Raw genomic sequence first — 15309 nt, 5'->3', positions numbered from 1 at the left:
TCGTGTGGCTGTCCGTAACGCTACGTGCTATAAACGGGTAAATACACGCTGAACGTAGCCCCCCGGCCGGGCTCGCTTGTGGCCGTAATGGTGCCTCCGTGATTAGCCGCTACCTTCTCGCAGATAGACAGCCCAATTCCTGTGCCTGCGTAATGGCTTTTACTATGCAGTCGCTGAAAAACCTGGAAGATGCGCTTGGCATATTTTTGTTCAAAGCCGATGCCATTATCAACTACATCAATCCGATGATACGCCTGAGCTGGTTGAATCGGCTTGACGTTGGCTGGCAACTCATCATTGTCAACTGTGGTTGACGTAATGCTGATCTGGTCGGCACCCGTTGTGGGTCGGGATTTTAGGGCATTCGTAATGAGGTTCTGAAACAGCTGGCCTAGTTGTCCTGCATCGCCCCTGACAGTAAGCAAGCTGCCTACATCAATACTAGCCTGGGTTTCGGTGATGAGCATGTCCAGATCAGCCAGTATCAGGCTGATCACCTCGTTCAACGCAATAGATAGATTGATTTCCCGCTGCGTGGCAATTCGGGAAAAGGTCAGCAAGTCCTGGATTAGAATGTTCATGCGAAAGGCCGCCGATTGCATTCGCTGCACCAGATCGGTGCCCTGGCCAAGCTGAGGGGCGTACTGTTCCTGAAGCAATGTTCCGAAGGACTGGATCTTGCGCAGGGGTTCCTGCAAATCATGACTTGCCACGTAGGCAAACTGTTGTAAGTTCTCGTTGGAACGTTTCAGCTCATCTATTTTTCGTTCAAGTTGTGCTTGTAAGTGCCTGAGCCGGGTGAAATCGGTGAAATGAATAACGACCTCATCGTCTAGCCGGGCGGTACTCATCAAGTTAAAAAGATCCAGCCCATCTTTGTCGTAGTGAATTTCGAAGGTGAGCAGCTGGCCCGTTTTGTAAGACTCAACGGCTTGAGTAAAGCTCATCGTCTCAAAATAACCGGGGAAGATGTCTCCCACCAGTTTGCCCTGTAGGTCTTCGGGCGTCGCGCTAGCATAGGCTGCGTAAGCCTGATTGGTCGCGGAAGAACATATCGAACACGCCATTGCCCACCATAGCCTCACGTTGAAGGCTGGTAGCTGTCAGGTACTCGTCTGAAACTGCTGTGATCGTGAATGTGGGCGCGTTGGGTAACAGCACCACGTGATTGCCCTTGATGACTTCTGCGACGTACCCGGTCTAGCAGCGCTTCCAGACCCAAGCCCGCCATATTGGGAAATGCGTCAAAACCGGCTGTTCGACCACTGGTGGATGGTCAGGGGGAAGCTGCCAAATATCGTACATACTTTTATTGGCTAGCTTGATGCGATAGTCAGGCCCATGCAATAGCGCAATGGCAACAGGAGCTTGCGCCAGCAGCTCGGCTAACCAGGTCTGACTTTGTTGCAACACCTGATTAGCCGCTTTTAAATTCTGAAGTTGGTGTTGATTGCTGATCATGGGTTAGCTGGCCAAATCGCTTAAAGGAAACTAAAAAAATAGGGGCGACAGCAGGCTAACGCGGTTACCTGGTCTGGGCTAAAAAAGGCAATTTTAGAGAAATAAGCACATTTCCTACAGGAACCCGCTTAGCCGGTTAGCCAGGTGAACAGCCGATTACCTCATCAACTAGTTACTCACTAATAGGTCACTATGACCAGCCCGGGCTCTACGTGCAGGCAGTAAAGCGCTACGGTTTCCTGGTGATCGGGGAGACGAACATGGCCCGTCAGGTACGTTGCACCGGTCGGAAATGGGTCGACCAGTAAGTGTTCGCGGAAGGTGAGCTGGCGTTTGCCGTAGAGTTTATAGAGTGCTTCTTTCGCACACCAGTACACAGCCAGCCGGTCGGGTTGACCGTTGGCATCGGCAATCTCTGACGCCGACAACACGCGCGGTACAACCCGGGTGAACTGATCGCGGATCGGTTCAATGTCGAGCCCGACGGGCCGTGCCTGATGCCAGACGGCCGCGGCCCAACCCGGTGTATGCGACAGGGAAATGTGTCCTGCCAGGTTACGCAAATGAGGTTTGCCGAACTCGTCTTTCCATAAGCCCGTGTAGCAGCCTCCCATTGACTCAACCAGCGTTTTCAGCGCTATCCGGCAAGCCAGCCATTCGAGTCGCTGGCCGGGGTGTGCGATGCCGCCAAGGTCGAGCTGTTCGTCATCCGTCAGCCTTAGTTGCCCGCTCAGGGCCGTTTCCGTTTCTGAAATCCGCCAACGGATGAGCGTGCAGTCTGGAGTGATGGTATGGGTAGAAACCTGAGGCATGGGGTAGGAAAGGTAATACGTCAACGGAAATGCCACTACTTTTGTACCAATTAAAATCTAGTTACTATGCCGACACCGGCCCCGCTCAAAATACAACGCCTCGACACCTTCGGCGGGCACCGTGACAGCGTTTTTGCCTTGATGGCCTCCTTACAGCCAGGGCATTTTTATTCAGCTGGTGCCGACGGGCAGGTGGCCGACTGGGACGTTGACCACCCTGATCTTGGCTCGCTGGTGGCCCGCATCCCCGCATCGGTCTATGCCCTGGCCATCGACCCGGCAAGTGGCGTTTTATGGGTGGGGCAAAACTACGAAGGTATTCAGTTTATCGACCCTGCTCAGAAAATGGCCGTTGGGTCGCTGCAACTGACCACCGGCGCCATTTTTGATATTCAGATTTATCAGCAGACAGCCTTTGTGGCGCTGGGCGATGGTGTAGTTGTTGTTCTGGACGTACCTACCCGGGCCGTTCGTAAACACCTGAAAGCGTCTGCCCAATCGGCGCGCTGTGTGGCCATTAACCCGGTTGAACGGGAAGTTGCCGTTGGGTACAGCGATAATCAGATTCGTGTTTTCGACCTGCACACGTTCGTTTTGAAGCGGACCCTGAGCGGCCCGGCCAACTCTGTATTCACCGTTGCCTATTCGCCCGATTTTCGGCACCTGCTGGCGGGCGGACGAGACGCGCACCTGCGCTCGTGGGATGTTGAGGCCGACTACCAGCCACAGGCCGATATTGTTGCCCATATGTATGCGCTCAACCACATGGCCTTTAGCCCTGGCGGCCATTGGCTGGCAACAGTAAGCATGGATAAGACCATCAAACTTTGGGATGCCGACACGCTGCGCCTCCGAAAAGTGATTGACCGGGCCAGACACGGAGGGCACAGCACATCGATCAACAAGGTGTTGTGGTTGTCAGGTACGACCTTTGCAACAGCCAGCGATGACCGGACAGTAGCCGTTTGGGAGGTTATCGGCTAAGTAATTCGCTCCGGACGCCTGTTTTGTTAAAAATAATGTTGTTATTTCACAGAGGGAGCGGCTTTGTCGATCCTTCATTTTCTGGACTCTTCCTGTAGGATATATATCATACGCATGAAAATTACACCAATTGAAATCCGCCAGCATACATTTGAAAAAAGTCTGCGTGGCTATAAAGTCGATGACGTCGATGCGTTTCTATCGTCGTTGTCGCAGGAATGGGAGCGAGTTGTTGGCGAGAGCAAGATGTTGAAAATGCAGCTTGAATTAGCTGAAAAGGAGCTTAACAAACTTAAAGAAATTGAATTGACGTTGTTTCGCACGCTGAAAAATGCGGAAGACAATAGTTCACATATTGCCGAGCAGGCAAACCGGCAGGCCGAACAATACATTGCCGAAACCCGCCAGAAGGCCGATGAGCAACTGGTAATTGCCAAAAAGAAATCGGCGGTGATGATCCAGGATGCTGAAAATCAGGCCAGGTACGTTCGCGAAAATCTATCGGTTGAGTTGAAGTCGCTGGAACAGGACTTCAAAGCTATGGAACGCTACAAAGACAACCTGATGGTTCAGATACGGGCCCTGGCTACCAACGCGATGGAGAGTGTGGATCGCTTCGAAAAGAAATTTGCGCGCCAGTCGGCCAAACAGAAATTTGATGAAGTGGCGGGTGATCATGTGCAGGCTGAAACGCCCGCTGTTGAGGGGCCAACTCAGGACGTACCCGCCGTTGACCCGTCAGTTCCGGAAACGATGCCTGTCGTTGAATCGGCCGATGCGCCGGTAACAGAAGCGCCTGTTGAGGAGTCCGCCCCAGTGGCCGCCTATGAGCAGGTTCCCGCCCCGGTTGAGCTACCTGCGGATGCCGAAGTGCCCGAAGGCCTGCCTACTAACGTACAGCTAACCGACGAGCCAAACTCACTGGCTGGCGCAGATGCCTCTGCCAACTACATGACCGAGACAGACACGTCCGAACCACAGGTAACTCAGGCCCAATCGTCTGAGAAGAAAGGCGGTTCATTTTTTGACCAGATTTAACAAACGGATATTTTGGGGACAATTGCCTTAGAAGGGCTGGAATTTTTTGCGTACCACGGTTTTTATGACGAGGAGCAAAAAATTGGCAATAAATATGCCGTTGATATCACCGTCTTCGCTGATTTTTCGGAAGCTGCCCGCCGCGATCGGCTTAGTGCTACGGTCAACTACGAGGCCTTATACCAGATTACGGCAGCAGTGATGAAACGTCCTGCCCGCCTGCTCGAACACATTGCCCATAACCTCATTGCCGATATTAAGCAGCAGTTTCCGGCTGTAGACAGCGTAGAGGTAAGCGTGTCGAAGTTTAACCCGCCTATCGGGGGCGTTTGTCATCGGGCCAGAATTACACTCAGAGAGTAAGGAACTGATCGTGTAGGCGGCGTCGAAGGTGTATTTTACCAATATAACTTTTGATGTTGCCTACACGATCAGTTTGTTACGCTGGAATGCCGGATCGCTCTCGCCTGGTCACGAGCGCGTTTAAGCCGCATCTTCATGGCACTGACACTCACGTGGGCTTCGTTCGCCAGTGTGGCTACATCTTTATTGGCCAGATAGCGCCGGCGAAGTAGCTGCTGATCCTGCACAGAGAGCTGGTCAAGCGTTCGCTCGGCCTGAAACCATCGTTCGTCGAGGGTTAGCTCTTCCTGTTGTACATATCCGCTTGTCATTTCACCAATCGAATCGAGCGAAACGAAAGTGCGCCTCTTCAGTGTGTCGAGCACAGACAGACAATGGTAACGGGTTAGTACGAACAGCCAGGTCGAGAATTTTGCCTCTGCCCGGAATGTGTGTAAACGGGTATACACCTTACAGAAGATTTCCTGCGTTTGGTCGAGTGCTTCTTCGGGGTCGTGCAGAAATTGTAGGCATGACTGAAATACCTTCAGCTGATACCGATTATAAATTTCGGCGAAAAGCCGCTCATCTTTTTGGCTGACAAATGCAGCCACAATTGCCTCATCAGAGTGAACCTGTTTCATAACAGACGCGAGGTACCAATCCATTACGACAGGTACGTAGTCAAGTTGGAGTAGAAGTGCTTCCCCTGATGAGGCTGTAAAACGAAATGACCAACCTTTTATTGTTGACAGTTAATCTATCGGTTTATCAGGAATATTAATCATACGCTTTCTTCATATATTTAGATTCCATGTATATACATCAATTGTAATGTTTTTTTTAGTGCATAATGTAAATTGTCTGATAATCAATAATTTATGAAAATGATAATTCTATTTTTAGTTGATTTTTAGTATTTACTCGTTTTTGATGACCAACGAATGATTGAATAACTACTACATGAATATGTAAACTATGTATACATAATGAGCGGGCTATTGTCGGCGACAGTTGGTGAACGAGACTATAATTGGTTGATAGCCGTTTCCCTCTGGGTAAGTTTAACACACCGCTTCGATTAACTAATGAAAAGGAGACAACTACGTGGGTACCTTCAGTCTGGCAAAAGCGGAGCAGCGTCTTAACTGGTGGTTGAATGACCTGGAACTAATGCCAGCATACCAAAAATTCAGAGCTAACTGTGATACGGAAAACAGGCGGTGTGGTACCAGAAGGGGGTGAAGACGAACGGGAAATACCAGGCCGGGTCAGGTTTTTCTTTTTATCCGCGGGTCGTTTTCTGAGCTATCCGCTTGTCTCTCTTTGTTCGCTGCTCCTTTTAACTGCCTGTCAGCCTGAGACGTCTACCCCCAACAGACCGCTGCTATTCTGGTGTTCCAATAATGCGGCCGAAATTACGCTGGCCAGGGAGTTCACCGACCAGTGGCAGCGTAATGAGCCCCAAACGCCGTTGCGCTTTCAGCCAATTCCGGAGGGGCAATCGAGCGAGGAAATCATCCTGGCGTCGGTGGTGGGTAAAACAACCCCCGATATATATGCCAACATGTGGCAGGGAAGCGTGGAGATGTACGCCAAAGCTGGTGTACTGGTACCCCTTGATACGATTCCGGGCTTTCTTGATTTTATCAGCGAGCGTTGCGACAGCGCCGTTGTGACGGAAATTACGTCGACCGATGGGCATATTTATCAGGTGCCCTGGAAAGTGAATCCGATCATGACGCTGAGCAATACGCAGGCACTGGCAAAACTACTGCCTGCTACACACGCTGGCGGATCAGCCTATACGTACGACGCTTTTATAGCGGCTGGAGAAGCATTCAAAAAAGACCTGAATCGTGATGGTTATACCGATCAATGGCTGGGTTACACGGAAGTAAAAGCACTCTGGTATCAGCGGTTGTTCAATTTCTACCCGTTATATCTGGCGGCCTCGGGCGGGGCACCGCTGCTCACGATCGTACCGGGCCAGAAGGCGCGCGCCGCCTTCAACAATCAGTATGCTGTTGAGGTATTCCGATTCCTGCAGACGCTCTACAAAAACGATTATTTTTCGAAGGAGCGCCTTTCCGCCACTCGCGATCCGTTTCTGGATCAGCGTATTGCCATTGAATTTACAGGACCCTGGCAGGTTAGCTTTCTGAAACGATATGGTCCTGACCTGCACTATCAGTTCTACCCGATGCCGGTTCCGGCCAGTCAGCGCGGGCCGATCTATACCTATGCCGACCCTAAGAACATTGTCCTTTTCAATACCTGCCCCAATCCAACGGCGGCCTGGGCGTTTGTCCGCACCCTTGTTGACCGCCCCGGCGATCTGCGACTGCTGGAGCTGACCGGACAAATGCCCCGCCGCAAGAACCTGACAACCGACCCGTTCTTCGCCGGTTATCTGACCCAGAACCCCCGTCTGAAACCTTTTGCCGAACAGGCCCGCTTCCTGCGCGGTGTTGATAATCACGAGCAGATTGTGGAGGTATTCGATATCATTTCGCAGGAATACGAAGCCTGTGTGGTTTATAACCGAAAAACCCCCGAAGCCGCCATCGCCGACGCCGCCAAAGCAGTGGATGTGCTCTTGGGGAATTAATGAAAAAACGGTAAACATGAAATTGACATCGAAACGCCTTACACCCTATATTCTTATTACCCCGTATTTGCTGCATGTTGCCGTGTTTGTGTTGTTTCCGGTGGCTTTCTCAATCGTGTTGACATTTCATAGCTGGAACATCATTTCACCCATGAAATACGTGGGGCTCGATAACTACGCTCACCTGCTGAAAGACCGGCTTTTCTGGCAGTCGCTGTGGAATACGGTTCGGTTTCTGCTGGTGCATATTCCGCTTCAGATCGTCGTTGCGCTGGCACTGGCCGAGTTTCTGAACGGGCCAATTCGGGGGCGGGCGTTTTTTCGGGCGTCATTTTTTCTGCCGGTCATCGTGTCGGGCGTGGTGGTCACGATTCTCTGGCAGCAACTACTTGGCTTCAATGCAGGCATGATCAATAAAGTGCTGACGGGCATGAGCATTCCTAAAGTGCCGTGGCTCGAAAGTCCTGATGTAGCCATGTATGCTATTGCCCTGATGGCTACCTGGAAAAATGTGGGCTTGTATATAATCCTATTCCTGGTGGGCCTGCAAACCGTGCCGATGCAGTATTATGAAGCTGCTGATCTGGAAGGGGCCACCCGCTGGCAGAAATTCAGGTACGTTACCCTGCCCATGATCAATCCCACGATTTTTATGGTTGTGGTGCTGTCGACAATCGGCGGTTTTTCCTTATTCATTGAACCGTACATTATGACCGAAGGAGGGCCACTCAACAGTACGCTCTCGGCCGTGATGTACATCTATCGGCAGGCATTTCAATACTATCATATGGGGTATTCGGCTACTCTCGGCTTCTTTTTCGCCCTGTTGATCCTGGCCGTGGTTGCCGTGCAGAAGAAGTATGTGGAAGAATAATTGGTTGACTGGTTGATTGGTTGACTGGTTAATCGGTTGACTGGTTGATTGGTTGACTGGTTAATTGGTTGACTGGTTGATTGGTTAACTGGTTAATTGGTTGACTGGTTAATTGGTTGACTGGTTAATTGGTTGACTGGTTAATTGGTTGACTGGTTAGTTGGTTGACTGGTTAGTTGGTTGACTGGTTGGCTGATTTATCTACCCTCTAACCAACCAATTAACCAATTAACCAGTCAACCACTCAACCACTCAACCAGTTAACCAATCCCCAATGATCCGGAAAATTGCCGTATACCTATTGTTGACCCTGGCGGCGCTGTCATTTCTTTACCCGTTTGTCTGGATGGTGAGCGCGTCATTATCATCAGAGGCTGGTATTGGATCGTTGCGGTTGCTGCCGGTTGAGTTTACATGGCAGAATTACCTGACCGTTTTTGATCGAATTCCGCTTGGGCGAGCCTTTCTGAACAGCGTGATTGTGGTAACCATCACCACCTCACTGGTACTTGTATTAGGTGCATTGGTGGGGTATGCGCTGGCGCGGCTGGAGTTCAAAGGGAAGCAACTGGTTTTCTTCCTGATCATTTTTACGATGACATTACCGTTTCAGATTACATTGATTCCCAATTACATAACGATGGTTCGACTAGGTTGGGTAGATACGTACCTGGCGTTGATTGTGCCGTTTGTAATGAATTCATTTGCCATTCTGCTGTTTCGGCAGGCGTTTATGGGACTGCCTCAGGCACTGATCGACGCGGCCCGGATGGATGGGGCGGGCGAGTTGCGGATCATCTTTCAGATTCTGGTGCCCAACGTGCTGCCAACCGTTGTTACAATCACCATTCTGACGTTCATGGGGCTTTGGAACGATGCGCTCTGGCCGCTGATCGTGATTCGGAATGAGCAGACCATGACCATGCCGCAACTGGTCACGCTGTTTTCTGTTGGTGGCCGGGCCGACGCGCAACTGGGCGTGAAGATTGCGGCGGCGGTGATGCTGGCCGTGCCGGTTATTCTTCTTTATCTATTTTTCCAAAAGCACTTCATCCGCAGTATGGCCTCTTCCGGACTGAAAGACTAACTCGACCTATGAAGCAACTAGTGGTCCTCGTCATCGTCTATGCCTTTTCGGGGACATCGTGCAGACGATCGGCGTATGATTCGCGAGGAATGACCCGGCTGGTCAATACTGACCATCTGCTGGGTACGTTGTACCAACCAGCTACCATGGCCGCCAGCGGAGCCGCTGTTGGTACCGTCTGGATTTATTCAGAACCCGATGCCAGTGGTGGATACAAGCTGGTTGCTGATGCTGATGAAGGATACACCTGCGTTGACGACGTGTCGCGTGCCGGGCTTTTTCTGCTTCGCGAAGCTGATCTGTCAACAAACGCTGACAAACAGGATAAACTCCAAAAAATGACCCGGTTCGTGCTCGAGATGCAGTCATCAACGGGTTACTTCTATAACTTTCTGTGGCCCGACAAAACGATTAATACCACGTTTCGAACCAGCACGAACACGGCGAATTGGTGGTCGTGGCGGGCACTGTGGCTGCTGAGTGAGGCGTACCCGTATTTTCGGCGATCAGATGCGCCCTTTGCGGCAACAATTCAGGCGGCCACGAATCGACTGGTCAACGTGATGCTCCGTGATTTTGGCACGAAGCCTAAAGAGGTAATTTCCGTGCAGGGCGTCAGTGTTCCTGCCTGGTTACCCTATGGCTCGGGTGCCGATCAGGCGGCCATTATGCTGCTGGGCCTGAATAACGTGTATGCGCAAACGGCATCGGCACCTGTGCTGACCCTATTGGAGCAACTGGCCGAGGGGATGCTGCTGATGCAACAGGGTGGCAGGCAGACATATCCGTACGGTGCTTTTCTGAGCTTCGAAAACAACTGGCATGCCTACGGAAATGATCAGGCCTACGCGCTGCTTACGGTTGGTAAAGCCCTGAACAAGCCCGCCTGGATTGCCGCCGCCCGGTGTGAGGTCGAATCATTCTATCCTTATCTGCTGAAGCAGGGTTTTCTGGAATCGTTTAGTGTGCGTCAGTCGGGCGGGGCATTGACGGTCCTTCGGCAGTCGGGATACGCGCAAATTGCGTACGGTATTCGCCCGATGATCTGGGCCACGCTGGCATTATATGATCAGACAAACGACCCTAAGTTACTCGATCAGGCCAGGCAACTAACCCGCTGGTTTATAGGGCAAAATGTTGCTCATGCACTCATGTACGACAAGGCTTCCGGGCGCGGTTTCGATGGTATCTCGTCGCCGGCCCATGTCAGTCGCAACGCCGGCGCTGAGTCTACTATCGAAGCACTGTTAGCCATTCAGGCGGCAGAAAAACACGGATTTAACAAGTGACCTATGGCAACCATAACTCTTTCTCATATTGCCAAAGCCTACGGATCGGAGGCGCGTGTGATAAAAGACGTGAGCCTGACAGTGAATGACCGCGAATTTGTGGTGTTTGTGGGGCCGAGTGGCTGCGGCAAATCAACCCTCCTGCGGATGATTGCGGGGCTGGAAGCGATCACCGATGGTGACTTGCTGCTCAACGGCGACCGCATCAACGACCACCCGCCCAAGGATCGTGACATTGCCATGGTGTTTCAGAACTACGCCCTGTATCCACACATGACGGTGTATGAGAATATGTCGTTTGGCCTGAAACTGCGGCATGTCAGCAAGGCCGGGATTAAAGAGCGGGTAACCCAGGCGGCGCGTATTCTGGAGATCGAAAACCTGCTCGATCGGAAACCAAAAGATATGTCGGGCGGGCAACGGCAACGGGTGGCCATTGGTCGGGCCATTGTTCGGGAGCCCAAGGTGTTTCTGTTCGATGAGCCACTGAGTAACCTCGACGCCAAACTGCGCGGACAGACCCGGCTGGAACTGCAAAAACTGCACCGGTCACTTCAGGCAACCATCATCTATGTTACCCATGACCAGGTAGAAGCCATGACCCTCGGCGATCGAATCTGCGTGTTACGCGGCGGTGATGTCATGCAGTTCGATACGCCCGTAACGCTGTACAACGAGCCGGCCAACCTGTTCGTCGCCGGGTTTATTGGCTCGCCGCCCATGAATTTTCTGCCGGGGAAGCTCATGGGGACCGGAAACTCCGTGCAGTTTGAGAGTGAATCGGGAACGGTCTGCCTGGAGCTATCGGCTCATCCGCACCGCGATGTGTATGCGGGCAATAGGGGGAGAGCGGTGGTGCTGGGTATCCGGGCAGAGCACATCACCGACCGGCCAGGTACGTTCAGCCATAGTCAATCAACAACTGTTGATGCGCTGGAACATCTTGGCAATGAGATATTTGCCTATACCATGCTGGAGGGTGTTCGCTTTGTGGCGCGACTGCCCGCTGATTCCGTTATGACCATCAATAACACGGCCACGCTTTATTGGCAGGCTGACAAATGCCACATTTTTGATGCACAAACTGAAAGGCGGCTGTAGGGGGCTAGCGTAATAAACCTGATCTATATTAACCAATGAACGAGCTGCCATCTATTCAAACCAGCCACTTATTTCCGATACTACACCAGAAATTAATTGTCCTGCTGCGGGGCTTGTCAACGGGTGACTGGCAACTGGAAACGGTCTGTGCGGACTGGTCGGTGAAAGACATTGCAGCGCACCTGCTGGATACGTCGTTACGCACGATTGCGACCTACCGGGACGGTTATTCGTCGCCGGATACGCCCCGGATTCAGTCGTATCAGGACCTGGTCAATTATCTGAATCAGCTCAACAATGACTGGGTACGTGCCACACGTCGACTGAGTCCGGCGGTGTTGATCGACTGGTTGGCGCAGGCCGGACGGGAGGCCGATGCACTGATTATGGCCCTGCCCCCCAACGAGCCGGCCCTCTTTTCGGTAGCCTGGGCTGGGCAGGCTGTATCGCCCAACTGGTTTCATGTGGCCCGCGAATACACGGAGCGCTGGCACCACCAGCAACAGATTCGGCTGGCCGTTGGTCAAACCGCCGACCTCGAAACCGACGAGCTATACCAGCCCCTGCTCGATACGTTCATGCGGGCTTTACCACACGCCTATCGGGATACACCTGCTCCGGCAGGTACGTTGCTTCAGTTTACGGTAGCAAACCTGGCGGGAGGGAACTGGTTTCTGCTTCGTCGACACAACCACTGGACCTTGTTACCGTCTGGGCAACGTACCTGGAATGGAGGTTCCCCGCATGAGCCATCGGCTGTTGTTCACATCGACCGTTCGTACGCCTGGCAACTGATGACGCGGAATCTGGCACCGGAACTGGCCGCTCTGCATGTTCGCATTGAAGGCGATCAGGCATTGGGGCGGCAGTTCTTACAGATGCGTTCGGTGATGATGTAAGTGCCGCAAACTAGCATTCATACCAACAGGCAGGTGATTTGGGCCTGTATATGGGTTGTAGTAGTTGGTTATCTAACACAAACGTATGCCGTATTTCCTGATTCTGTTACTTGTGGCCGGGGCGATCTGGTGGTGGCTGGTCCGCAACAAAAAACCGACAGTTACCCCTTTAACTCCCACCTACCTGGAGCTACTGGAGAAGCACGTTCCGTATTACGCATCGCTGACCGCCGACAAAAAACAACGCTTTGCCGACCGGGTCAGCCGGTTTCTGGATTATGTGCATATCGATGGGGTAGATACGCCGGTTGATGACCTGGATAAAGTGCTTGTGGCCAGCAGCGCCATCATTCCCATCTTCGCGTTTGATGGCTGGGAATATCCAAACCTGACGACCGTATTATTGTATCCGAATCGGTTCAATGAAGCGTATGAAACGGAGGGAGGCGACCGGGCAATTCTGGGGCAGGTAGGCGAGGGGGGAGCACTTCAAAGCACGATGGCCCTCTCCAAACCCGCATTACACGCTGGCTTTGCCGTTGAAACGAGTAAAGAGAATACGGGTATTCATGAGTTCGTCCATCTGCTCGATAAGGTCGACGGCTCCATTGACGGCACACCGGACTATATGATTCCCAGGGAGTATCTGCAGCCCTGGCTCCGTCAGATTCACCAGAATATCCAGCAGATCAAGGCCAATAAGTCGGATATTAACCCGTATGGAATTACGAACGAAGCTGAGTTTTTCGCGGTCGTCTCGGAATACTTCTTCAAGCGGCCAGACTTATTGCAGGCAAAACACCCGGAACTGTTCGAGATGCTTGAGTTGATCTTCCGACAACATCCACTCGAACCGGATAAAGGAGTGGACGCGGATACTGTTGCCACGGAAGGAGAAGCAAAGCACGACGATGAAGCAGCGTGATTCTTGACGAGAATTGATGAAGGAGCGCATTATCACCGGGGCCCGACAATTGTTCAATCATTACGGCGTGAAGACTGTTCGGCTGGATGACATCGCCCATCAGCTTGGTATCTCGAAAAAGACGCTCTATCAGTATTTCGAGAACAAAGAAGATCTGGTGAGGCAGATGCTGGAAGATCAACTCAGTGAAAGCCTGCAGGAGGCTGGTGAAATACATGCCACAGCGACCAATGCGATTGTTGGTGCCCTGCTTATCTGGGACCGGCTGATTCATTACAAACAAACGGTGAACCCGAGCCTGCTGCTCGACATTGAACGGCATTACCCGTCTGCCTGGCGACTTTTCCAGCTCATGAAGGCTGAGTACATTAACACAATCCTGGACGCCAACCTGCAGGCCGGTATTGCACAGGGCTTATACCGCGCCGACCTGAATAGGCCGGTAGTTGCCTGGTTATGGATAGAACAAAGTCAGGCCGAGGTACCCGATAAAGGCGATGAACAGGTATTGAAGCAGTTGTTTGTCAGGGGCTTACTCACGCAGCAGGGAGTAGCCGTTTATGATACGATCAATTAACTCCTTCTTATGCTTTTCGCCGAAAGTCATCATGAATCAGCTGTCTTGGCCATGCTGTTTTTGAAGTAGGTACGTATGGGTACATCAACGTAGATCATCACAGCATAGGCCAGGCCAATTAACAGAAGAACGCCTACCGGAATAAAAAGCTCCATCTGTAGCAGCGTGGGTTTTTTGGCTTCTACATAACTCATAAATAGCCATATAAACGGGTAATGAACCATGTAGAGCGGATAAGAAATCTCACCAGCTGCTTTACAGAGTTTGTCAAATGCTGGAGTCAGACGAGCGCCTGCGCCCAGGGCAACGATGAATGGAAGGTAAAAAACGACCAGGATCGGGTCTGCCAGTGTTGCCGAGGCCGTTGTATATGGACAGAGAAATGCAGCCATCAGCAGCAAACTCATCGCAACGAAACCCAGGCGCGAACGAATGATCCAGCCTGAGCGATAGATCAATAGTCCGATCAGGAAAGAATATGAGACCCGTATGACGCCTCCTTCTATGTTATCGCCACTCCAGCCTATGGCCAGGTTCCCCGCCCTGTGCGCCCCATAAAAAATAGCCCCCGCCGATAGTACGGTTAATAGCCAGAGGAACTTGTCTCGGAAACGGATCAGAAAAAGCGCGTAGCAAATATTGGCGACGTATTCCCAAAATAAAGACCATGCGGGTGGATTCAGGTGGAAAATATTGAAGTAACGTTCCCGAACGAGGGCATACGGAATCATCAGGCAGGATGCTAAAAATAATTGCACCGTTTTGCTTGAATGGATTTCGTAAATTTTGCTGTATGGATCGAAAATAAAGGCAAGCAAACCAATGATCGACCCGATAATTACCAGTGGATGCAGGCGAATAAGTCTCAGCTTCAAGAAGGATATGATGCCGATTTTGGGCAGCTTTTCATCATAGGCATAGGCTATGACGAACCCGGATAAACAAAAGAAAAAATCGACGGACAGATAAGCGTGGGCGATGAAGCTATCGTTGTAGTTAGGCACCGCAATCTCCATGAAGTGAAAGATGACTACCGCGACTGCCGCTACGCCTCGGAGGCCATCTAAAATCGCGTAATGTTCTTTCGTTTGCAGAAGTGGCGCGTTGGGTTCGGTAAGGTGCATTTATTGTCGATGTATGACGTAGAGAGGAAGGCTGACCAGCGCGTCTGTACGCTATCTGTCTGCTGATAGAGAAAGATGTGCCGTCGGCTCTTTATCCTTGTAATGCTAACACCAGGTTAGTCGATTTGCAAGATAAAACCGACACGATGACTGACTAAAGTAGTAGGTACGTTGCCAAAGTACCG

General features: G+C 51.6%; 16 protein-coding genes. 11 read left to right on the top strand and 5 right to left on the bottom strand.

Annotation, left to right across the window (positions count from 1 at the left end; all coding sequences use genetic code 11):
- Positions 1–20: 20 nt before the first annotated feature.
- From J2I46_RS05405 to J2I46_RS05395, 3 genes are all read right to left on the bottom strand, one after another.
- Positions 21–947 carry a sensor histidine kinase gene (locus J2I46_RS05405; RefSeq protein ID WP_229379528.1) on the bottom strand — a complete coding sequence of 309 codons (927 nt, stop codon included), beginning with the start codon at positions 945–947 and terminating at the stop codon, positions 21–23.
- A 253-nt stretch (positions 948–1200) separates the two neighbouring features.
- A complete protein-coding gene (locus J2I46_RS05400; RefSeq protein ID WP_207327887.1) occupies positions 1201–1461 on the bottom strand; it encodes a PAS domain-containing protein in 261 nt (86 codons plus the stop codon).
- A 179-nt stretch (positions 1462–1640) separates the two neighbouring features.
- Positions 1641–2273: a 4'-phosphopantetheinyl transferase family protein gene (locus tag J2I46_RS05395; RefSeq protein ID WP_207327886.1), complete on the bottom strand. Its 633-nt coding sequence runs from the start codon at positions 2271–2273 to the stop codon at positions 1641–1643.
- 66 nt (positions 2274–2339) lie between these two features.
- On the opposite strand from J2I46_RS05395, the gene J2I46_RS05390 reads away from it, so the two are divergent.
- The 3 genes from J2I46_RS05390 (at position 2340) to folB (ending at position 4658) form a co-directional block, all read left to right on the top strand.
- Positions 2340–3257, top strand: a complete 918-nt coding sequence (locus J2I46_RS05390; protein WP_207327885.1) for a WD40 repeat domain-containing protein — start codon at positions 2340–2342, stop codon at positions 3255–3257.
- A gap of 114 nt (positions 3258–3371) precedes the next feature.
- Entirely contained in the window at positions 3372–4295 is a 924-nt protein-coding gene (locus tag J2I46_RS05385; RefSeq protein WP_207327884.1) for a DivIVA domain-containing protein, read from the top strand.
- A gap of 12 nt (positions 4296–4307) precedes the next feature.
- Positions 4308–4658, top strand: a complete 351-nt coding sequence (folB, locus tag J2I46_RS05380) for a dihydroneopterin aldolase (protein WP_207327883.1) — start codon at positions 4308–4310, stop codon at positions 4656–4658.
- Between the two features lie 68 nt (positions 4659–4726).
- On the opposite strand, the gene J2I46_RS05375 is transcribed toward folB, so the two are convergent.
- Positions 4727–5281 (bottom strand): RNA polymerase sigma factor, encoded by a 555-nt coding sequence (locus J2I46_RS05375; protein WP_207327882.1) that lies wholly within the window; start codon positions 5279–5281, stop codon positions 4727–4729.
- A 560-nt stretch (positions 5282–5841) separates the two neighbouring features.
- Here J2I46_RS05375 and J2I46_RS05370 point away from each other — a divergent pair.
- The 8 genes from J2I46_RS05370 to J2I46_RS05330 all read left to right on the top strand — a co-directional run bounded on the left by J2I46_RS05370 (position 5842) and on the right by J2I46_RS05330 (position 14000).
- Complete coding sequence (locus J2I46_RS05370) at positions 5842–7248, top strand: extracellular solute-binding protein (RefSeq protein ID WP_310588990.1); 1407 nt, start codon at positions 5842–5844, stop codon at positions 7246–7248.
- Positions 7249–7264: 16 nt separating this feature from the next.
- Positions 7265–8122, top strand: coding sequence for a carbohydrate ABC transporter permease (locus tag J2I46_RS05365; protein WP_229379525.1), 858 nt, complete (start codon positions 7265–7267; stop codon positions 8120–8122).
- 274 nt (positions 8123–8396) lie between these two features.
- Complete coding sequence (locus tag J2I46_RS05355) at positions 8397–9209, top strand: carbohydrate ABC transporter permease (protein WP_229379523.1); 813 nt, start codon at positions 8397–8399, stop codon at positions 9207–9209.
- Positions 9210–9217: 8 nt separating this feature from the next.
- Positions 9218–10498 (top strand): hypothetical protein, encoded by a 1281-nt coding sequence (locus J2I46_RS05350; RefSeq protein WP_207327880.1) that lies wholly within the window; start codon positions 9218–9220, stop codon positions 10496–10498.
- A gap of 3 nt (positions 10499–10501) precedes the next feature.
- Complete coding sequence (locus tag J2I46_RS05345; RefSeq protein ID WP_207327879.1) at positions 10502–11599, top strand: ABC transporter ATP-binding protein; 1098 nt, start codon at positions 10502–10504, stop codon at positions 11597–11599.
- Between the two features lie 35 nt (positions 11600–11634).
- Positions 11635–12498: a maleylpyruvate isomerase N-terminal domain-containing protein gene (locus J2I46_RS05340; RefSeq protein ID WP_207327878.1), complete on the top strand. Its 864-nt coding sequence runs from the start codon at positions 11635–11637 to the stop codon at positions 12496–12498.
- Between the two features lie 85 nt (positions 12499–12583).
- Positions 12584–13423, top strand: a complete 840-nt coding sequence (locus J2I46_RS05335; RefSeq protein WP_207327877.1) for a M90 family metallopeptidase — start codon at positions 12584–12586, stop codon at positions 13421–13423.
- Positions 13424–13439: 16 nt separating this feature from the next.
- Positions 13440–14000, top strand: a complete 561-nt coding sequence (locus J2I46_RS05330) for a TetR/AcrR family transcriptional regulator (protein WP_207327876.1) — start codon at positions 13440–13442, stop codon at positions 13998–14000.
- Between the two features lie 29 nt (positions 14001–14029).
- On the opposite strand, the gene J2I46_RS05325 is transcribed toward J2I46_RS05330, so the two are convergent.
- Positions 14030–15124: an acyltransferase family protein gene (locus J2I46_RS05325; RefSeq protein ID WP_207327875.1), complete on the bottom strand. Its 1095-nt coding sequence runs from the start codon at positions 15122–15124 to the stop codon at positions 14030–14032.
- Positions 15125–15309: the final 185 nt, after the last annotated feature.

The sequence above is a fragment of the Fibrella forsythiae genome (assembly GCF_017353175.1).
In the GTDB taxonomy this organism is placed as follows: Bacteria; Bacteroidota; Bacteroidia; order Cytophagales; family Spirosomataceae; genus Fibrella; species Fibrella forsythiae.
The sequence above is the reverse complement of the archived record's forward strand: the minus strand, read 5'-3'. Positions and strand labels throughout refer to the sequence as shown.

Excerpts from the sequence above, each read along its gene's own strand:
- J2I46_RS05325 (WP_207327875.1), bottom strand. The coding sequence starts at position 15,124 with ATGCACCTTACCGAACCCAACGCGCCACTTCTGCAAACGAAAGAACAT.
- J2I46_RS05365 (WP_229379525.1), top strand. The coding sequence starts at position 7,265 with ATGAAATTGACATCGAAACGCCTTACACCCTATATTCTTATTACCCCG.
- J2I46_RS05335 (WP_207327877.1), top strand. The coding sequence starts at position 12,584 with ATGCCGTATTTCCTGATTCTGTTACTTGTGGCCGGGGCGATCTGGTGG.
- J2I46_RS05390 (WP_207327885.1), top strand. The coding sequence starts at position 2,340 with ATGCCGACACCGGCCCCGCTCAAAATACAACGCCTCGACACCTTCGGC.
- J2I46_RS05400 (WP_207327887.1), bottom strand. The coding sequence starts at position 1,461 with ATGATCAGCAATCAACACCAACTTCAGAATTTAAAAGCGGCTAATCAG.
- J2I46_RS05355 (WP_229379523.1), top strand. The coding sequence starts at position 8,397 with ATGATCCGGAAAATTGCCGTATACCTATTGTTGACCCTGGCGGCGCTG.
- J2I46_RS05395 (WP_207327886.1), bottom strand. The coding sequence starts at position 2,273 with ATGCCTCAGGTTTCTACCCATACCATCACTCCAGACTGCACGCTCATC.
- J2I46_RS05375 (WP_207327882.1), bottom strand. The coding sequence starts at position 5,281 with ATGAAACAGGTTCACTCTGATGAGGCAATTGTGGCTGCATTTGTCAGC.
- J2I46_RS05385 (WP_207327884.1), top strand. The coding sequence starts at position 3,372 with ATGAAAATTACACCAATTGAAATCCGCCAGCATACATTTGAAAAAAGT.
- J2I46_RS05330 (WP_207327876.1), top strand. The coding sequence starts at position 13,440 with ATGAAGGAGCGCATTATCACCGGGGCCCGACAATTGTTCAATCATTAC.
- J2I46_RS05405 (WP_229379528.1), bottom strand. The coding sequence starts at position 947 with ATGAGCTTTACTCAAGCCGTTGAGTCTTACAAAACGGGCCAGCTGCTC.
- J2I46_RS05345 (WP_207327879.1), top strand. The coding sequence starts at position 10,502 with ATGGCAACCATAACTCTTTCTCATATTGCCAAAGCCTACGGATCGGAG.
- J2I46_RS05340 (WP_207327878.1), top strand. The coding sequence starts at position 11,635 with ATGAACGAGCTGCCATCTATTCAAACCAGCCACTTATTTCCGATACTA.
- J2I46_RS05350 (WP_207327880.1), top strand. The coding sequence starts at position 9,218 with ATGAAGCAACTAGTGGTCCTCGTCATCGTCTATGCCTTTTCGGGGACA.